The sequence below is a fragment of the Tessaracoccus sp. ZS01 genome (assembly GCF_022342445.1).
Classification (GTDB): domain Bacteria; phylum Actinomycetota; class Actinomycetes; order Propionibacteriales; family Propionibacteriaceae; genus Arachnia.
Genome location: NZ_PQFE01000004.1, coordinates 62451 through 81418, shown reverse-complemented (window position 1 = coordinate 81418; position 18968 = coordinate 62451). Strand labels below are relative to the sequence as shown.

Sequence of the window (18968 nt, the reverse complement as noted above, 5' to 3'; positions counted from 1 at the left end):
GCCCCGCGTCACGCCGCGATCAGGGCGGCGGCCGCGACGTAGCCGGCCGCGAACGCGTGCGCGGCCAACTGCAGTGCCTCGCGCCCTGGGAGGAACGCCCCGTGGTGGAGGCCGACGCCGTCCACGTGGCCGGTGCCGATGAAGCACATGACGGAGGCGGCCTCGCGGCCGTACTCCGCGAAGTCGTCCGAGCCGCAGGATCTGAACGGCGTCTCCGCGACCGTCAGCCCCAGGCCGCGCAGCAGCGGATCGATGCGTTTCACCAGCCCGGGGTCGTTGAGCAGCGCCGGGCCGCCCCGCACGAAGCGCGTCGTCGCCTGCCCGCCGCGCGATTCCGCGACCGCCGACGCCAGCCGTGCCAAGGCCTCGTGCAGCAGCGCGCGGTCCGCCTCCGAATAGGTGCGGATGGAGCCCTGGCAGCTGGCCTGGTCCGCGATGACGTTGTGTGCGGTGCCGCCCGCGATCTGGCCCACCGAGATCACGGTGGGGTGCGTGGGATTGATGATGCGTCCGGGCAGGCTCTGGAGTTCGCCGATGATGGTGGCCAACGCGCTGATGGGGTCCACGGCGACATGGGGGTACGCGCCGTGCCCCGGGCGGCCCCGCACCACGATCTCGAAGGAGTCGTAGGCGGCGTTGACGGCGCCGGCCCCCGTGGAGACGACGCCCCGGTCCACCTGCGGCTGAAGATGCACACCGATCATCGCCTCGATCTCCTGCTCGTCCAGCAGGCCGGAGCGCACGACGTCCCCGGCGCCGGGCGGGGTCACCTCCTCGCGCGGCTGAAGCACGGGCACGAGGCCGACAGGCAGGTCGAGGCTGCGGGCGGCGGTCGTCACTGCCCAGAGCGCCGCCATGTGCACGTCGTGGCCGCAGGCGTGCGCCACGCCGGGGCGCCGCGATTCCCACTCCACGCCGGTGGCCTCCATGACCGGGAGGGCATCTAACTCGGCGCGCAGCCCGACGGCGGGGCCAGCCGGGCCCAGCCGGGCCCAGGCTCCTGTCCCAGCGACCGGCGTCCAGTCGAGCCAGCCCATGGCCCGAACCAGCCGGTCACGGGTGGGTCCCTCCTCGCCGCTGATGTAGGGATCGGCGTGGATGGCGCGCCTGAGGGCGGCCGCGTCGGGCAGTATGCCGTCGACGGCGGCAGTCAGCTCCTCGAGCAGGCTCATAGCTGCCTAGGCTACCGAAGAAGACAATGAGCTGGGAGTGCCAGCGAACCCGTGCGGCGCCGGGCGCGGTCAGCCTGTGACGTCGGACGCGGGGCGGCCTGAGGCCACGGCGCGGGCCATCAGTTCGATGGTGGGGGCGGCGTGGGAGAAGAAGCCGTAGTAGCCCTCACACAGATAGTTCTGGCCGGGCTCGCCGTCGGCCGAGGTGGCGAATCGGTCCTTGGGGCACCCACCGTGGCAGGCCCAGCGCACCGGGCACCGGCGACACTGTTCAGTCAGCGAGGTCCTCTTCGACCGCCCGAATTCGCGCTGCTCCGGGAGCTGTAGGTACTCCTGGAACCCGCCGTCGGCGACGTTGCCCAGTTTGTAGCCCGGCTCGACGTAGTGGTCGCAGCTGTAGACGTCACCGTTGTGTTCGACGGCCAAGGCGGTGCCGCACTCGGGGGAGTGGACGCACAGCGAGTACTGACCGAAGCGGGCGGCGAGCATCACGTCGAAGTGCTGCACGAAGACCCTCCCGACGTCGGCGTTGAGCCACTCGTCGAAGACCTCGCTCAGGAACCGGCCCCACTGGCCGGGGCCCACCGAGCGGTCCGTGACGTCGTCGCCCTGCTGGAGGTACAGCAACCTCTTGCCGTCAGGGGCCTCGTAGCCGGCCCGCTCGACGATGGGGATGAACTGCAGGAAGGTCGCGCCCAGCACGTCGCGGAAGTAACGGTAGACCTCGGCCCCGTGGTCGCCGTTGGCGGAGTTCACCGTGCACAGGATGTTGGTCTCGACGCCGTGCTTGCGGAGGAACTCCCATCCGCGGATGACCTGGGCGTGGGTGCCGCGGCCGGCCTTGTTGACGCGGTGCGCGTCGTGGAGGTGCTGCGGGCCGTCGACGGACAGACCTACCAGGAAGTTCTCCTCGGCCAGGAAGGAGCACCATTCGTCGTCCAGCAGCGTGCCGTTGGTCTGGATGGACTGCTGCACCCGCTGGCCCGGGCGCTGGTAGCGCCGGGTGAGCTCGACGGCCGTCCGGTAGAAGTCGAGGCCCCGCAGAGTGGGTTCGCCGCCCTGCCAGGCCAACGTGACCTCGCCGTCAGGCTGGCCCCCCAGGAATTCCCGGATGAAGGTGTCCAGTTGCTCCGGCGACATCCACTGCCGTTTGTCCTCGTCGTACAGCAGGTCCTTGGACAGGAAGAAGCAGTACGTGCAGTCGAGGTTGCAGGCAGCCCCCGTCGGTTTGCTGACGACGGAGAACGGGATCGGGATCACCCGGCCACCCTACAAGGGGGAGCATGTCAACGGGCGCCGAGACCGTTGCCCGCAACCGGGTAGTGTGGCCCGGTGCTTCCTGCTGAGTCCCCCCGCCGATATGCGCTGGCAGCGGCACACCCCAAGCGCGCAGACGTGCTGCGCTTCCTCCCGTACATCCGCCCGTTCGCGCCGCAGTTCATCACCTCCTTCGCCCTGGCCCCGCTCCAGGTGCTGGCCAGCGTCGCCATCCCGTTGCTGCTCGGCGCCGTCGTCGACGGGCCCATCCGCCGCGGCGACGTCGTCGGGGTGCTCTGGTACTCGTTGGCGCTGCTGGGAGTGGGGGCCTTCGAGGCGTTCATGAGCTTCGTGCGCCGGTGGATCATGTCGCGCGCCACCTCGCACATCGAGGCCAACATCCGCCTCGACCTCTTCGACCAGTTGCAGCGCCTCCCACTGGGCTTCCACAAGGCGTGGGAATCCGGCCAGCTGCTCAGCCGCATCATGAGCGACCTCGGCCTGTTGCGCCGCTTCATGTCGTTCGGCCTGGTGATGCTGGCGATGAGCTCGCTGCACATCGTCGTGGTGGTCGGGATCATGGTCGTCACGCTCTGGCAGGTGGGCGTGGCGGTGCTGATCTCGGTCATCCCCGTCGTCATCGCCGTGTTCGCGCTCATGGGCCGCTTCGGCCGCATCTCGCGGCGGGTGCAGGACCAGACGGGCGACGTGGCCTCGGCAGCCGAGGAGTCGCTGCACGGGGTGCGCGTCATCCGCTCGTTCGGCCGCACCCGTCATTCGTTCGAGGCCTTCGACAAGCGCGCCGCCGCGCTCGCCGAGAGCGGTGTGCGGCGCATGAACCTGGCCTCCGTGCTCTGGACGCTGCTGGAGATCTTCCCCTCGGTCCTGTTGCTGATCGTCCTGTTCGGAGTGAGCTACGGGGTGTCAGAGGGCGGGCTCAGCCTCGGCGCGGCCGTCACGTTCGTGACGCTGCTGCTGTCCCTGGCGTGGCCGGTGGGCAGCCTCGGCTTCCTGCTCTCCTTCGCCCGTGAGGCGGCGACGGCGGCCAACCGCGTCGCGGAGGTGTTCGACGCGCCGGTCACGATCGTCAGCGGCGACAAGACCATCGCGGAGCCGCGCGGGCACCTGCAGTTGCGCGGTGTGACCTTCCAGTTCCCAGACGCCGAGGAACCCACCCTGCGTGACCTGGACCTGGACATCGCGCCGGGGGAGACCGTGGCGCTGGTGGGCGGCACCGGCTCCGGCAAGTCCACCCTCGTCTCGCTGATCCCGCGCCTCGTCGACGTCACCGGCGGCCAGATCCTGCTCGACGGCGTGGACCTGCGCGACCTGGACCTGCGGCAGTTGCGCAGCCTCATCGGCACCGCGTTCGAGGACCCCATCCTGTTCTCCATGTCTGCCCGTGAGAACCTCACGCTCGGCCGTCCCGACGCCACTGAGGAGGAGATCGCCGAAGCAGTGCGCGTGGCCCGCGCGGAGTTCGTCCACGACCTTCCCTGGGGCCTCGACACGCGTCTGGGCGAGCAGGGGCTCAGCCTCTCCGGGGGCCAGCGACAACGGCTGGCGCTGGCCCGTGCCATCCTCGTCCAGCCCCGCGTGCTCGTGCTCGACGACACCCTCAGCGCCCTCGACATCCACACCGAGGCAGAGGTGGAGGAGGCCCTCAGGTCCACCCTGGTCGGGGTCACCGGGGTCGTCGTGGCGCACCGCGCGTCCACCGTCCTCCTGGCGGACCGGGTGGCGATGCTGGTCGAGGGGCGCATCGCCCACACCGGCACGCACAGCGAACTGCTGGCCACCGTGCCGGAGTACCGCGAACTGCTCTCGGCCGATTACGCCATCTCGATGGAAGGCGACAACGGTGAGCACTGAGCCGCAGCACCCCGATGACCCGAACGTCGCGTGGCGGGGGGTCAAGCAGGAGATCGACGAGGAACGTGACTCGTCCGCAGGCCTGCGCGCCCCGTCGCGCCGGCTGCTCGCCACCCTCGTGCGCCCATGGCGCACCTGGCTGCTGCTCCTCGTCGGCGTCGTGGTCGTCGAGGCGGCCGCCCGTCTGGTGGTGCCGGTGCTCGTGCGGGATGTGCTCGACGACGGGCTCACCGACGACAGCGTGCTGCTCCCCACGCTGGGCCTGATGGCCGTCGCCATCGTCGTCCAGGTGGCAGCGCGCGTCACCTTCCTGCGCAGCTCCGGCCGGATCGGCAACGCCATCCTGCTGGACCTGCGCCGCCGCCTCTACAAGAAGTTCCAGCGGCTCAGCATCCGCTTCCACGACCGCTACACCTCCGGACGCGCCGTGTCGCGCATGACCAGCGACGTCGAGGCCGTGCAGGAACTCGTGCTGCAGGGCCTCGACGTGGTGATCATCGCCGCGCTGACCATCCTCGGTTCCAGCGTCATCATGCTGAGCCTCGACTGGCGCCTGGCCCTCGTCGCCTTCCTCAGCTACCCGCCGCTCCTGCTCCTCATGCGGTGGTTCGCCGGCGCCTCCACCCGCGCGTTCCGCGCCGTGCGCACGCAGTCGGCCATCGTCATCGTGCAGTTCATCGAGACCATGACCGGCATCAAGGCCGTCCAGGCGTTCCGCCGCGAGCCCCGCGCCGGCGAGATCTTCGAGGACGTCGCGCTGACCTACCGCGACTCCAATGTGCGCGCCATGCGCATCTTCGCCCGCGCCATGCCCGGGATCCAGTTCATCGGCAACCTCGGCATCGTGCTCGTGGTGCTCGCTGGCGGCTACCTCGCGGTGGGGGGAAGCGTCTCCATCGGCACCATGGCCGCCTTCGTGCTGTACCTGCGCATGTTCTTCGACCCCATGCAGGACCTCAGCCAGTTCATCTCCACGCTGCAGTCGGCGCTCACCGCGCTGGAGAAGATCTCCAGCGTGATGGACGAGGACGACGACGTGGCAGACCCCGAGCACCCGGTCGCGCTGCCGGACGTCAGGGGAGCGGTCAGCCTCCACGGCGTGGACTTCTCCTACGTGGAGGACGCCCCGGTGCTGCCGGGCCTCGACCTGGACATCCCGGCCGGGCAGACCGTCGCCCTCGTGGGCACCACCGGCGCGGGCAAGACCACCATCGCCAAGCTCATCGCCAGGTTCTACGACCCGCAGGCGGGGGCCGTGCGGCTCGACGGCGTCGACGTGCGTGACCTCGACGACGCCACCCTGCGCCGGCACGTCACGCTGCTGACCCAGGAGAACTTCATCTTCGCCGGCACCATCGCCGACAACATCGCCTTCGGCCGCCCTGGAGCCACGCGCGACGAGGTGGTCGCGGCGGCCCGCGCCGTCGGTGCCCACACGTTCATCGAGGCCATGCCGGACGGGTACGACACCGACACCGGCAAGCGCGGCTCGCGGTTGTCCGCCGGCCAGCGCCAGCTCGTCGCCTTCGCCCGCGTCGTCCTGGCAGACCCGCGGGTGCTGATCCTCGACGAGGCCACCAGCTCGCTGGACATCCCCACCGAACGCCTCGTCCAGGCGGCGCTGTCGACGATCCTCGCCGACCGGACCGCCATCATCATCGCCCACCGGCTCTCGACGGTGGAGATCGCCGACAGGGTGCTGGTGCTCAGCCACGGCCGCATCGTCGAGGACGGCACGCCGGTGGAACTGATCGCCGGCGGGGGCCGCTACGCCGACCTGCACGCCGCCTGGTTGGCCTCGCTGGCTTAGCCGCCGGGTCGCCGATGTGGGGGTTTGGGGCTGCGCGCGCTACTGTGGACACAGCGCCCGGATGTTCTGCTCCGGGTAAACTCTGATCTTTTTCTTTGATGCCATCGCGCTGCGGATGAGATTTCCGCGCCGGGCAGAACCGCTGCATCGCCCTATCGGGAGAAACCCCTTTGACTTCTCAGTCCTTCGGCGCGCTTGGCGTGCCCGCACAGCTTGCTGCCGTCCTCGAGGATCGCGGCATCACCGTCCCCACCCCCATCCAGGCCGCCACGCTGCCTGACTCGCTCCTGGGCCGCGACGTCCTCGGCCGCGGCCGCACCGGCTCCGGCAAGACGTACGCGTTCCTGCTCCCCATGGTCGCCCGGCTGATGGCGAGCGGCACCCGCCGCACGCCCAAGCGCCCCCGCGCCCTCATCCTGGCGCCCACCCGCGAACTGGCCAACCAGATCGACGAGGCCCTCGCCCCGCTGGCAGCCGTCGCCGGGCTCACCTCGCGCACGGTCTTCGGCGGCGTGAAGGAGCGGCCCCAGGTCGTCGCGCTGACGAAGGGCGTCGACGTGGTCGTCGCCTGCCCCGGCCGCCTCGAGAGCCTCATCGAGATGGGCCACGTGAACCTCGGCTCCATCGAGGTCACCATCCTCGACGAGGCCGATCACATGGCAGACCTCGGCTTCCTGCCGTCGGTGCGCCGGCTGCTGTCGGCCACCCCGTCGAACGGCCAGCGCATGCTGTTCTCCGCAACCCTCGACAAGGCCGTGGACACGCTCGTGAAGCAGTTCCTGCACCAGCCCAAGACCCACGAGGCCGATTCCGCAGATTCGCCCGTCCCGACGCTGCACCACCACGTGCTGCACGTCAGCGACCAGCAGCACCTCCCCGTCCTGGTGAACCTCACCGCCGCGCCCGGCCGCACGGTGGTGTTCACCCGCACCAAGCGCCGCGCGACGAAGCTCGCACGCCAGCTCAACGCCGCGGGCGTGCCCTCCGTCGAGTTGCAGGGAAACATGAGCCAGAACGACCGCGAGCGTTCCATGCACGCGTTCCAGTCCGGGACCGCCCAGACCCTGGTCGCCACGGACGTCGCCGCCCGCGGCATCCACGTCGACGACGTGGGCCTGGTCATCCACGCCGACCCGCCGGTCGAGCACAAGGCCTACACCCACCGCTCGGGCCGCACCGCCCGCGCCGGCGCCGAGGGCACCGTCGTGACCCTCATGCTCGACGCGCAGCGCGGCGACGTGCGTGACCTCACCCGCAAGGCAGGCGTCAAGCCCACCGTCACCCGCGCCGACGAGCGGCACCCCGTGCTGCTCGAGATCGCCCCCGGGGAGCGGGAGTTCCCCGGCGGCATCATCAAGGCCAAGCCGCAGCAGCAACAGCAGCAGCGCGGCGGCGGCAACGGCGGCGGGCGTCGCCGTGCCGCGAGCGGCGACAGGCAGCCGTCCGGTCAGCGTTCCCGCAGCGGGGAACAGCCTCGTTCGCAGCGCGAGCGCAGCGGGGAACAGCCCCGTGCGCAGCGCCAGCGCAGCGGGGAACAGCCGCGCTCGCAGCGTGACGGTGGTGGCCGTCGCACCGAGGGCCAGCCGCGCGTGGGCGGGGCCGCAGCCTTCTCCGCCGGCGGTGGCGGGCGTCGTCGCGGGCGCTGACCCGCTCCACCCCGCCGGGAAGTACCAGAGACTCTGACCCCGAGTCTGATGTCGCCCGCGGGCGTGGCACCGTATGTTGGCCTCATGCCAGCAGCCCACGCCCGTCCCGACAGTGTCGCGTGGGGACTCCTCGCAGACCGGATCGCGCTCGTCGTCGCAGTGGTCCTCGGGGCGCCCACCTTCCTCCTGTACGCGCTCGCCAGCCCCTCCCCTGATCGGGCCATCGGCGCGCTGTTCATGGTCGCAGTGCTCGTCATCGCCCGTCGCCAGCCGGGCACCTCGCTCGGCATCTTCTGGGCGGGCAGCCTCTTCCTGCTGATGGTCGGTAGCGAGCCCCTGCCGCTGTTGGTCCAGGTCGTCGCCGGCGCCTGGTTGGCCTACACCGCCACGCGGTTCGGGTCCCGCGCCACCGTCATCGTCTCCGGTGTCTCGTTGGCGCTCGGGGCGCTGATCGCGGGCACCCTCCTCGGGCAGCAGTTCTTCTGGGGTCAGCAGTACTTCGGGCTGGGCGGCACCGCGTTCGCCTTCGGGTTGGTGGCGTCCTTCCTCGGTGCGCCGTGGCTGCTGGGCCTGCGGCAGCGCTCCACGGCACAGGTCCGCGCGCAACAGACCCGGGCCGAGGACGCCGAGTGGCAGCGCACCCGGGCCATCGAGGCGCAACAGCACGCCGTCCTGGAAGAGCAGCGCCTCACCAGGGTCGCCGCGGCCGAGGCCGCCAACGCCAGGCTCGCACGCGACGTCCACGACGTCGTCGGCCACTCCCTGGCCGTGATCCTGATGCAGGCCGAATCCGCGCAGTACCTGACCAACACCCAGGACCTGCACGAATCCATGAACAACATCGCCGTGTGCGCCCGCCGCTCCCTGGGGGAGATCCGGGAGGTGCTGCACGCGGCCCGCGGCGACCACCCGTCGGTGCCCGCCCCGCCCGGAGGGCTCGGCGCGCTACTGGACAGCGTGCGGGCCTCGGGCGTCGACCTCGAGGTCACCCAACTGGGGCAGAGCCGGGCGTTGCCACCCGACGCTGAGACAGTCGCCTACCGGGTGCTGCAGGAGATGCTCACCAACGCCATCAAGCACGGCGAACACGGCAGGCCCATCGCCGTCGCGTTGACCTGGGCGGACCGGCTCACCATGGAGGTGCGCAACCTCGACGGCGGGCACACCCTCTCCAGGGCGCTCCACGGCGGGGGGATCGCCGGGATGAGCGCGCGGCTCGGCGCCGTGGGCGGTAGTTTCGAACTCAACGGGCACCAGGGCGCCGACGGTGAGGTCATCACCGCCACCGCCTGGCTGCCACTGCGAACCAACTAGGAGTACCGCGTGCCCATCCGCGTCATGCTGGTCGACGACCAGGAACTGTTCCGCTCGGCCATCCGGGTCATCGTCAACGCCCAGGACGACCTCGAGGTGGTGGGGGAGGCCACCGATGGTGAGGAGGCCGTGGCGCTGGCGGCCCAGCTCGACCCCGACGTGATCCTGATGGACATCCGCATGCCCGGGGTCGACGGCGTGGAGGCCACCCGCCGCATCCTGGGCAACGCTGTCGCCTCCGGCTCCGGCGTCAAGGTGCTGGTGCTCACCACGTTCAACCTCGACGACCGCGCGGCCACCGCCATCAGGTACGGCGCCAGCGGGTTCCTGCTCAAGGACATCACCCCGCAGATGCTCACGGACTCCATCCGTACGGTGCACAGCGGCAACGGCGTCATCGCGCCGGAGGACCTCGCCGCGCTGCTCGACTCCTCCTTCCAGGAGAAGCCGGCCCCGCCGGTCGGCTTCACGCAACTGTCCGAGAAGGAACACGAGGTCTTCGCCCTGGTGGCGCAGGGGCTCAGCAACGTGGAGATCGGGCAGACCATCTTCGCCTCCGAGTCCACGATCAAGTCCCACGTCGGCGCCATCCTGCGCAAGATGGGGCTGCGTGACCGGGTGCAGGTGGTCGTCTCGGCGTATCAGCACGGACTAGTCGATCACTGAGACTGCCCGGGTCCTGGTTGGTTCGACTCAGGCCCGGAAAACCCCTATAGTGGACGAGCACCGGTTCAATTTGCCAAGGTCGGAGCGTGTCCACACAACACGGTCCATCCGGTAATCCAACCGCCAAAGGGTAGTAGCTCAATTGGCAGAGCAGCGGTCTCCAAAACCGCAGGTTGGGGGTTCGAGTCCCTCCTGCCCTGCTAGATGGTCAGCAATGGCTGTCTCGCCCCGCCTACGGCTTCCGAGCCGGAGGCATTTTGTTTGTCAAGCGAAGGGATCACGGCGTGAGCGACAAGTCGCACGACGCAGTACCGGAGAACGAAGATTTCGTCCCCGGGGAGCCCGACGCGCCCGAAGACGACGCCGTCGAGATCGAGGATCCCGAAGCGCTGGCTGCCGCCGAAGAGGAAGTCGCCGAAGCCGACGAGGACATCACCCTCGGCGAGCTTGAGCAGGACTTCACCCCGGAGGAGCAGGAAGCCGCCGCCGCGCTGGCACCGGTCCGTCGTACCGTCAAAGCCCCTGTCCGCAAGAAGGACACCGTCACCCGCAAGCGCTCCGAAGCGCTCGCCGAGCACGATGACCCCTACCGGGCTTCCAACCCGGTCGAATTCGCCAAGCAGTCGGGCTCCGAGCTGAAGAAGGTCGTGTGGCCCACCTGGCCGCAGACGATCTCGATGTTCAGCGCCGTCCTGGTGTTCGTGTTGATCATGATCGCCATCGTCGGCTCGCTGGATCTCTTCTTCGGCTGGTCGCTGCTGCAGTTGTTTGGGAGCTGAATCCATGACTGACAACTCTGATTTTGAGGTCGACCTCGGCCCGATCGAAGAGACCTCCACCGACGACGTGGAGATCGACCTCGGCGCGCTGGACGTCACCGAGGACGACGACACCACCATCGAACTCGCCGAACTGGCTGAGGAAGAGCCGGACGAGGCCACCGACAAGGCCTCCCAAGACCGCGACGAGGCCCTCGAAGCAGCCATCAACGAGCTGCGCGAGGAACTCGAATCCAAGTTCGGTGACTGGTACGTCATCCACACCTATTCCGGTATGGAGAACCGCGTCAAGCAGAACGTCGACGCGCGTGTCACCACGCTGAATATGGAGGACTACATCTTCGAGACGGTCGTCCCCACCGAGGACGTCGTCGAGGTCCGCAACAACGGCCGCAAGACCGTCACGCGTTGCGTCCTGCCGGGATACGTCCTCATCCGGATGGAACTGACCGACGACTCCTGGAGCGCCGTCCGCCAGACCCCCTCCGTCACCGGCTTCGTCGGCCAGGGGCAGCAGCCCGTGCCGCTGTCGATCGACGAGGTCCTCCACATGCTGACTCCTTCCGTCGTCGCCAAGGTCAACGCCGCTCACGCGGGTTCCGAGGCCGCACGGAAGAAGAAGGTCGAAGTCGTCGACTTGGCGGTCGGCGACTCCGTCATGGTGACGGACGGCCCCTTTGCCGGGGTGCACGCCACGATCACCGAACTCAACGCCAACAATCAGCGGCTCATCGCTCTCGTCGAGATCCTCGGCCGCGAGACCCCTGTCGACCTGGATTTCAAGCAGGTCGAGAAGGTCGTCTAAGATTGTGCGTCGCGCCTGTTCCGGGCGCGCCATCCATCCGTATAGGTAAAGGACCCACCCATGCCTCCCAAGAAGAAGGTTGCGGCGCTCGTCAAGGTCGCCCTGCAGGCCGGCGCAGCCACGCCTGCACCGCCGGTCGGTACCGCTCTCGGCCCCCACGGCGTCAACATCATGGAATTCGTGAAGGCGTACAACGCCCAGACCGAATCCCAGCGCGGCAACATCATCCCCGTCGAGATCACGATCTACGAGGACCGCACGTTCACCTTCATCACGAAGACGCCCCCGGCGTCCGAGCTGATCAAGAAGGCGGCAGGCCTCAAGTCCGGCTCGGCCAACCCGTTGGCTGACAAGGTCGGCAAGATCACCAAGGACCAGGTCCGCGAGATCGCCACCACCAAGCTGCCGGACCTCAACGCCAATGACGTCGAGGCCGCCATGAAGATCGTCGAAGGCACCGCCCGCTCCATGGGCGTCACCGTCTCCGAGTGATCTGAACCCCGAACACACACATCCCTGGTAGGGGAGTGCTCCCCACACCAGAACTGGTGGACCGGGTCATGAGCCCGGCACAAACACAAGGAACCAGCATGAAGCACAGCAAGGCATACAAGGCGGCCGCCGAGAAGCGCGCCGAAGGCCAGGCCTACAGCCCTGAAGAGGCCATCCGCCTCGTCAAGGAGATGGCAACGGCCAAGTTCGACGAGTCGATCGACGTGGCCATGCGCCTCGGCGTCGACCCCCGCAAGGCGGACCAGTTGGTCCGCGGCACCATCAACCTGCCGCACGGCACTGGCAAGACGGCACGGGTCCTCGTCTTCGCCGCCGGCGACAAGGCTGACGCCGCACGCGCGGCGGGGGCTGACGAGGTCGGCACCGACGAACTGATCGAGAAGGTGGCCGGCGGCTACCTCGACTTCGACGCAGTCGTCGCCACCCCTGACCTCATGGGCAAGGTCGGCCGTCTGGGCCGCGTCCTCGGCCCCCGTGGCCTGATGCCGAACCCCAAGACCGGCACCGTCACCATGGACACCGGCAAGGCCGTCGCCGACATCAAGGGCGGCAAGATCGAGTTCCGCGTGGACCGTCACGCGAACCTCCAGTTCATCATCGGCCGCGCCTCCTTCACGGAGCAGCAGCTCGCTGAGAACTACTTCGCCGTCCTCGACGAGGTCCTGCGCCTGAAGCCGGCCGCGGCCAAGGGTCGCTACCTCCGCAAGGTCGCCGTCTCGGCCACCATGAGCCCGTCCGTCAGCATCGACGGTTCGGCCCTCAAGCCCGCCGAGGCCTGATCGGTCCCTCCAGCCTGCCGCTCGCGGCCGGTTGACGGACCTCCGACTCACGAAGAATGCGCATGGGTGTCACACTGACACCCATGCGCATTCTTGTGTCCGGGTTCGAACCGTTCGGTGGCGATCCGGCCAACGCGAGCGGCGACGCCGTCCGGGAACTCGGGGCCACCTGGTCTGATGCGTCGGTCGAGTTGCACACGGTGATCCTTCCGGTGTCCTTCGACCGGGCCCCGGAGACGTTGGCAGCGTCGATCGAGGCGGTGCGGCCGGACGCCGTGATCTGCGTCGGCGAAGCCGGCGGGCGACCCCTCGTCACGCCGGAGCGCTGGGCCGTCAACGAGCGGCGGGCCCGCATCCCTGACAACGACGGAGCACAGCCCTGCGGGCCCATCGACGACCTCGTGCCGCGTCTGCCGTCACGGCTGGACGTGGACGGGATCGTCAGGGCCGTGCGTGCCGCAGGCGTGGCGGCAGAGGTTAGCGACGACGCCGGCCGCTATGTGTGCAACGCCACGTTCCGTGCGGCGCTCACGGGCTTCGACGGTCCTGCGGGCTTCATCCACGTACCTGCGGTCCGGGCAACAGGGACGGTGCTGGTGGGATCCGAGACAGACGGACCGGCCGTGGGTCGTGCAGCCGCGGACCCGCTCTCCCTGCAGGAAGTCGTGACCGCACTGCGCGCCGCCATCGCGGTCGTCGGCCTCTCCACGCCCCTCGGATAGCCACTAGGCCTCCAGCCGACACTGCGCATTTCGCTATCGGGCTTGACAGCGCTGCTGCACACGGTGAATCGTTTAGCCAGCAGCATCGAGTGCACAGGAGCACAGCGCATGACACCTCTTCTCGTCACCGGTCCGCCGGCACAGCCTCGTTGCGGGGAGGTGGGGGGATGACCGAGCGGACCAACATCATCCTCGTCTGCGTCGACCAGATGCGCGGCGACGCCATGTCCGGGGCCGGTCACCCCGTCGTCCAGACGCCCTACCTGGACACCCTGGCCGCCGAGGGGACGACGTTCCCGCACGCCTACTCGGCGGTGCCGACCTGTGTGCCGGCCCGGGTGGGGCTCATGACCGGCCTGAACCAGGAGTCGCACGGCCGGTACGGATACCGCGAGGGGGTGCCCTTCAGCGACCTGTATGAGACCACGCTGCCCCGCGAACTCGGCCGGGCGGGATACCAGACGCAGGCCATCGGCAAGATGCACGTCTACCCTGAACGCGACCGCATCGGCTTCGACGATGTCAGGCTGCATGATGGCTTCCTGCACTTCGCCCGCCAGAGGGCCGGGCGCAACCTGCAACTCATCGACGACTACAGCACCTGGTTGCGGAGGCAGCCGGGCATGGCCGCGGCCGCGGAAACCGATCACGGGGTGGGGTGCAACTCGATGATGGCGAGGCCGTGGGACAAGGACGAGGCCTACCACCCCACGTCGTGGATCATGTCTGAAGCCGTTGATTGGCTCCACCGCCGAGATCCGACGATGCCCTTCTTCCTGTATCTGTCCTTCCACCGCCCCCATGCACCCTACGACCCGCCTGCCTGGGCGTTGGATCAGTACCTGGACGCTGACCTGGGGGAAGCGCCGGTAGGGGACTGGGTCGACCGGTTCGCCGACTACCGGCGTGACCATCTGGCAGACGCCTCCTTCGGGAAACAGCGACCGGAGGTGCGCCGTCGGGCCCTCGCCGGCTATTTCGGGCTCATCACCCAGATTGACCACCAACTGAACCGGATGTTCGAGGCGCTGAGCGACTTCGACCTCCTTCGCAACACCGCGATCATGTTCGTGTCCGATCACGGCGACATGCTGGGTGATCACCACTTCTACCGGAAGTCGGTCGGGTATGAGGGCAGCGCGCGCATCCCGTTCATCCTGCGCCTCCCCGGTGGCGAGAAGGTGGTGCCGAGCGTCGACGAGGTGGTGGAACTGCGCGACGTCATGCCGACGATCCTCGACATCGCCGGCGCCGAGATCCCCGACTCGCTCGACGGCGCCAGTGTCCTGCCCCTGATCCGGGGTGAAGAGGTGTCCTGGCGCGAGGAGATCCACGGCGAGCACACCTACAGCATGCAGGGGTGGGAGTCGATGCACTGGGTGACGGATGGCCACCGTAAGTTCGTGTGGTGGTCCGGATCAGGCATCCAACAGTTCTTCGACCTCGACGCCGATCCCACCGAGCTGCAGGACCTCGCCCATGACGCAGCACGAGCGGACGAGTTGGGGCACTGGCGGCAGCGTCTGATCCGCTATCTCTCCGAGCGCGAGGAGGGGTTTGTCGTCGACGGTGAACTGGTCGTCGGGCGAGAGGTCCGCAGCGAGGCATCGTGGGTGGAGGAACGTGTGAGGCTCTGAGAGCCCACGTCGGATACCGCAAATTACACCGGGGCAACTCACCCATTTGGATGTGTTGCCCCGCTCTCCAACACCGGAAAGCTAGTTGAGAAGAGCGGTTCCCCGCTTGGAAAGACCATCAACCGAAGGGGTTGGCCATCATGGTAGTACTCGGAATCATCCTCCTCATCATTGGCCTGATCGCGAACATTTCGATCCTCACCTGGATCGGAATCATCCTGATCGTGGTTGGCCTGATCCTCAACTTCGTCCCCATGCGCGGTGGTAAGGGCACCAGGGTCTGGTAACCACCCCTGGTCCTTCTCCGAGGCCCCGGCGATCTACGGATCGGCCGGGGCCTTGTTTCATGCCACGAGTGAAGATGTCTCGCCGTGAGCGTCCGGGTGGCCAGGGGGAGGGGCCTCAGAGGACCTTGGCGAAGAACTCCGCGGTGCGCTGCTGTTGTGGGTTGTCGATGACATCGCGGGGGGTGCCGCGTTCGACGATCACGCCGTCGTCCATGAACACCACCTGATCCGCGACCTCACGGGCGAAGCCGACCTCGTGGGTCACCACGACCATCGTCATGCCGCTGGCGGCAAGTTCTTTCATCACGCTCAGCACTTCGCCCACCAGCTCCGGGTCGAGCGCGGAGGTGGGCTCGTCGAACAGCATCAGGTCCGGCTGCATCGCGAGGGCGCGTGCTATGGCCACGCGCTGCTGCTGCCCACCGGAGAGCTGGGCGGGGTAGTGGTCGGCTCGGTCCGAGAGTCCGACGCGGGCCAGCTGCTCGTCGGCCAGCGTGGCGGCTTCGGCCTTCCCGAGGCCGCGGACCTGTCTGGGGGCCTCCATCACGTTCTCGCGCGCGGTCATGTGGGGGAAGAGGTTGAAACGCTGGAACACCATGCCGACGCGCTCGCGCTGCTTGGCGATCTGCTTGTCGCTGAGCCTGTGCAGCACCCCGTCGACCTCGCGGAGACCCATGAGGTCGCCGTCGACGTAGAGGCGGCCGGCGCTGATCTGCTCCAGTTCGTTGATGCAGCGGATGAGGGTGGATTTGCCGGAGCCTGAGGGGCCCAGCACGACGCACACCTCGCCCCTCTGCACCTGGAGATCGATGCCCTTGAGGACGTGCAGTTCACCGAAGAACTTGTGCACGCCCTGGATGTCGACCATGGGGGTTGCGGCGGTCACGGGGTCACCTCCAGATTGGGGTCTTCATGGACGGTACCGGAGGCGAGGATGGCCTGCTGCTTCTTCGAGACGCCCTTGGCTCTGCCGCCGCCGGAGGTCTCCGAGTTGTCGAAGCCCCGGCCGTAGTAGCGCTCCAGGCGCGCCTGCCCCACCATCAGCACCGAGGTGATGCTCAGGTACCAGATGGCGGCGACGATCAGCAGCGGCACGGGCAGGAAGCTCTTGTTGCCGATGGCGTTGGTGACGAACGTCAGCTCCAGCGAGAACGGCACTGCCAGCACGAGCGAGGTGGTCTTCAGCATGGAGATGGTCTCGTTGCCCGTGGGCGGCACGATCACCCGCATGGCCTGCGGGATGACGATGCGACGCAGCGTCGTCGATCGCTTCATGCCCAGCGCGGTCGACGCCTCCCACTGGCCCTTGTCCACGGAGCTGAGCCCCCCGCGCACGATCTCCGAGAGGTAGGCGCCCTCATTGAGGCCCAGGCCGAGCACGGCTGCGACGGTGGCGTTGATGACGTCCTGCGTGTCGAACTGCAGCCACTCGGGGCCGAACGGCACCCCCATTCGGGGGTACAGCACCGCGATGAGGCCCCAGAACACCAGCTGGGTGTAGATGGGGGTCCCGCGGAAGAACCAGATGTAGACGTAGGCCACCGCGCGGAGGATGGGATTGGTGCCCATCCGCATGATGGCGGTGGTGACCGCCAGCAGGATGCCCAGCGCCATGGCGAGGACCGTCAGGATGAGGGTCCAGCCCACACCGGAGATGACCCGCGCGTCGAACAGGTACTGGCCGACCACGTCCCAGCGGTAGTTGGGGTTCGTGAACAGGCTGTAGACCAGCAGGCCGAACAGCACCAGGACGATGGCCGCCCAGATCCAGACGCTGGGTCTGGGCACGGGGCGGGCGCGGATCAACTCCGGTCGGGTGGGCACGGGGATCAGCCCTCCGGGTTCAGCTCAGCCGTGTCCAGCGCGGCCTCGTCGACACCCCAGGAGTCGAGGATGGCCTGCCAGGTGCCGTCGTCCATGAGGTGCTGCATGGCCTTCTGCACCGCTTCGGTGAGGGCGGCGTCGTCCTGCGGCACGACGATGCCCTGCGGGGCCGCGTCGCGGACGTCACCGACGACCTCGAGCTGGTCACCGGTGATGGCCACCGAGTAGCTCGCCACCGTGGAGTCGGCGTAGAAGGCGTCAGCCTTGCCGCCCACCACGTTGGTGGTCACGTCGCTCTGGCGGGGGTAGGAGAGGACCTCGATGGCTTCCTTGCCGGCGGCGGAGCACTCCTCGTTGAACATGCCGAGCTCCTCCTCCTGCCACGTGCCGGTCTGGACGCCGATCGCCTTGCCGCACACGTCGTCGGGGTTGAGGCCGTCGGGGTTGCCCTTCTTGACGGCGAAGCTGGAGCCGACTGTGATGTAGCTGATCATGTTGTAGCTGGCGGTGCGCTCAGGGGTGATGGTGAACGACGAGATGCCGATGTCGTACTTCGAGCCCATGCCGGCCAGCAGCGAGGCGAACTCGCCGTCGACGACCTCCGCCTCGAGGCCCAGCACCTTGCCGAGCGCCTTGCTGAGGTCGACGTCGTAGCCGATCGCGGTCTGCAGGTCATCGGCGCGGAACTCAGCCGGGGCGTAGTCGACGGCGGCACCGACGACCAGGGTGCCCTTGTCCGCGACGGCGGCGGGCAGCAGGGCGGCGATCTCGTCCACCTTTTGTACTCCGGACACGTCGTGGCTGCGGTCCGTGGAGTCGCCGGCGTCGGCCGGCCCGGAGGTGTCCTGGCCGCCACAGGCGGTCAGCGTGAGTGCGGCCAGCAGGCTGGCGGCGAGGATTCGGCGCATGGCAGTTCTTCTCTCAATGCGGATACAGGATGATTCGACTGCCAAATCTTAAGGGACGGCGCCTCCGGGACCGCATTGGCACAGCCCCAGGGATGGCGGGTACCGCCGATTTGGCCGCTGGGCCGGCTTCCGGTATCGTTTCGGGAGCCGAAGACCGCAGGTGGCTCAACAGCCATAAAGCCACATGGCACCCGCGCAGGTGAACGTGAGAAGAATAGGTCATACCTGTCCGCCCCGCGCCGCCTGAGCGCCGGGGCGTTTTTTGTGTCTTGCGTCACTTCGGCCCTCAGGCCGCCCTTCACGGCGGGCAGAGGTGTTAGACCGGAAGGAGACTCATATGGCGAGGCCGGATAAGGCTGCCAAGGTTTCGGAACTGGCTGAGGCTTTCAGCAAGTCCGGGGCGGCAGTGCTGACCGAGTACCGCGGTCTCACCGTGGCGCAGCTCAAGCAGCTGCGCCGTTCGCTCGGTGAGAACGCCACCTACGCCGTTGCGAAGAACACCCTGACGGCGATCGCTGCCAAGGAAGCCGGAATCGAAGGGCTCGACGAGACCCTCACCGGCCCCACTGCTATCGCTTTCGTCACGGGTGACATCGCAGCCGCCACCAAGGGGCTGCGCGACTTCGCGAAGGCAAATCCGTCTCTGGCAATCAAGGGTGGTGTCCTGGAAGGCAAGTTCCTCGACGCCCAGGCTGTTCTGAAGCTGGCAGACCTCGAATCCCGCGAGGTACTGCTGGCCAAGATGGCAGGCGCGCTCCAGGCCAACCTGGCCAAGGCCGCCTACATGCTGGCTGCCCCGCTGTCGCAGGGCGCTCGCGTGCTCGGCGCGCTGCGCGACGCCGCACAGGCTGACCCCTCCTTGATCGGTGGTGCTGGCTCCGCGCCGGCCACCGAAGCCACGGACGAGACCCCCGCCGCGGAAGCGGCACCTGAAGCAGCGGAAGCTGCGGAATAACAACACTGTTCCGCACGCTGCG

Annotated in this window: 18 protein-coding genes and 1 tRNA gene; 14 read left to right on the top strand and 5 right to left on the bottom strand. The window is 68.3% G+C overall.

Annotated elements, in window-relative coordinates; genetic code table 11:
* Window positions 1-8 precede the first annotated feature (8 nt).
* Window positions 9-1172, bottom strand: a complete 1164-nt coding sequence (locus tag C3E87_RS06450; RefSeq protein WP_076060765.1) for a M20 family metallopeptidase — start codon at window positions 1170-1172, stop codon at window positions 9-11.
* Between the two features lie 69 nt (window positions 1173-1241).
* Window positions 1242-2432 (bottom strand): anaerobic sulfatase maturase, encoded by a 1191-nt coding sequence (locus C3E87_RS06445; protein WP_076060763.1) that lies wholly within the window; start codon window positions 2430-2432, stop codon window positions 1242-1244.
* Between the two features lie 72 nt (window positions 2433-2504).
* On the opposite strand from C3E87_RS06445, the gene C3E87_RS06440 reads away from it, so the two are divergent.
* The 13 genes from C3E87_RS06440 (at window position 2505) to C3E87_RS06380 (ending at window position 15259) form a co-directional block, all read left to right on the top strand.
* Window positions 2505-4301 (top strand): ABC transporter ATP-binding protein, encoded by a 1797-nt coding sequence (locus tag C3E87_RS06440; RefSeq protein WP_233120747.1) that lies wholly within the window; start codon window positions 2505-2507, stop codon window positions 4299-4301.
* A complete protein-coding gene (locus tag C3E87_RS06435) occupies window positions 4291-6111 on the top strand; it encodes an ABC transporter ATP-binding protein (protein ID WP_076060761.1) in 1821 nt (606 codons plus the stop codon). The genes C3E87_RS06440 and C3E87_RS06435 overlap by 11 nt, the downstream gene beginning before the upstream one ends.
* A 200-nt stretch (window positions 6112-6311) precedes the next feature.
* Complete coding sequence (locus tag C3E87_RS06430) at window positions 6312-7757, top strand: DEAD/DEAH box helicase (RefSeq protein WP_233120746.1); 1446 nt, start codon at window positions 6312-6314, stop codon at window positions 7755-7757.
* Window positions 7758-7841: 84 nt separating this feature from the next.
* Window positions 7842-9071, top strand: coding sequence for a sensor histidine kinase (locus C3E87_RS06425; protein WP_076060756.1), 1230 nt, complete (start codon window positions 7842-7844; stop codon window positions 9069-9071).
* Window positions 9072-9080: 9 nt separating this feature from the next.
* A complete protein-coding gene (locus tag C3E87_RS06420; RefSeq protein ID WP_076060753.1) occupies window positions 9081-9737 on the top strand; it encodes a response regulator transcription factor in 657 nt (218 codons plus the stop codon).
* Between the two features lie 127 nt (window positions 9738-9864).
* Window positions 9865-9937, top strand: a tRNA-Trp gene (locus tag C3E87_RS06415).
* Window positions 9938-10021: 84 nt separating this feature from the next.
* Entirely contained in the window at window positions 10022-10516 is a 495-nt protein-coding gene (secE, locus tag C3E87_RS06410; RefSeq protein ID WP_233120744.1) for a preprotein translocase subunit SecE, read from the top strand.
* A 4-nt stretch (window positions 10517-10520) separates the two neighbouring features.
* Window positions 10521-11321 (top strand): transcription termination/antitermination protein NusG, encoded by an 801-nt coding sequence (gene nusG / locus C3E87_RS06405; RefSeq protein WP_076060751.1) that lies wholly within the window; start codon window positions 10521-10523, stop codon window positions 11319-11321.
* 60 nt (window positions 11322-11381) lie between these two features.
* Window positions 11382-11813, top strand: coding sequence for a 50S ribosomal protein L11 (gene rplK, locus C3E87_RS06400; RefSeq protein WP_076060749.1), 432 nt, complete (start codon window positions 11382-11384; stop codon window positions 11811-11813).
* A gap of 98 nt (window positions 11814-11911) precedes the next feature.
* Window positions 11912-12613 carry a 50S ribosomal protein L1 gene (rplA, locus tag C3E87_RS06395; protein ID WP_076060747.1) on the top strand — a complete coding sequence of 234 codons (702 nt, stop codon included), beginning with the start codon at window positions 11912-11914 and terminating at the stop codon, window positions 12611-12613.
* 83 nt (window positions 12614-12696) lie between these two features.
* Complete coding sequence (locus C3E87_RS06390) at window positions 12697-13335, top strand: hypothetical protein (protein WP_076061013.1); 639 nt, start codon at window positions 12697-12699, stop codon at window positions 13333-13335.
* Between the two features lie 167 nt (window positions 13336-13502).
* A complete protein-coding gene (locus C3E87_RS06385) occupies window positions 13503-14972 on the top strand; it encodes an arylsulfatase (protein ID WP_076060744.1) in 1470 nt (489 codons plus the stop codon).
* A gap of 140 nt (window positions 14973-15112) precedes the next feature.
* A complete protein-coding gene (locus C3E87_RS06380) occupies window positions 15113-15259 on the top strand; it encodes a hypothetical protein (RefSeq protein ID WP_182763810.1) in 147 nt (48 codons plus the stop codon).
* 115 nt (window positions 15260-15374) lie between these two features.
* Here the strand turns inward: C3E87_RS06380 and C3E87_RS06375 are convergent, their stop codons facing one another.
* The 3 genes from C3E87_RS06375 to C3E87_RS06365 are packed head-to-tail and all read right to left on the bottom strand — an operon-like array spanning window position 15375 to window position 17991.
* On the bottom strand, window positions 15375-16127 hold the full coding sequence (locus tag C3E87_RS06375; RefSeq protein WP_182764231.1) for an amino acid ABC transporter ATP-binding protein: 753 nt from the start codon (window positions 16125-16127) through the stop codon (window positions 15375-15377).
* Between the two features lie 14 nt (window positions 16128-16141).
* Window positions 16142-17083 carry an amino acid ABC transporter permease gene (locus tag C3E87_RS06370; RefSeq protein ID WP_233120742.1) on the bottom strand — a complete coding sequence of 314 codons (942 nt, stop codon included), beginning with the start codon at window positions 17081-17083 and terminating at the stop codon, window positions 16142-16144.
* 5 nt (window positions 17084-17088) lie between these two features.
* Complete coding sequence (locus C3E87_RS06365) at window positions 17089-17991, bottom strand: ABC transporter substrate-binding protein (RefSeq protein ID WP_076060737.1); 903 nt, start codon at window positions 17989-17991, stop codon at window positions 17089-17091.
* A gap of 337 nt (window positions 17992-18328) precedes the next feature.
* Here C3E87_RS06365 and rplJ point away from each other — a divergent pair, with 337 nt between their 5' ends.
* Window positions 18329-18946, top strand: a complete 618-nt coding sequence (gene rplJ / locus C3E87_RS06360; RefSeq protein WP_076060734.1) for a 50S ribosomal protein L10 — start codon at window positions 18329-18331, stop codon at window positions 18944-18946.
* Window positions 18947-18968 lie beyond the last annotated feature (22 nt).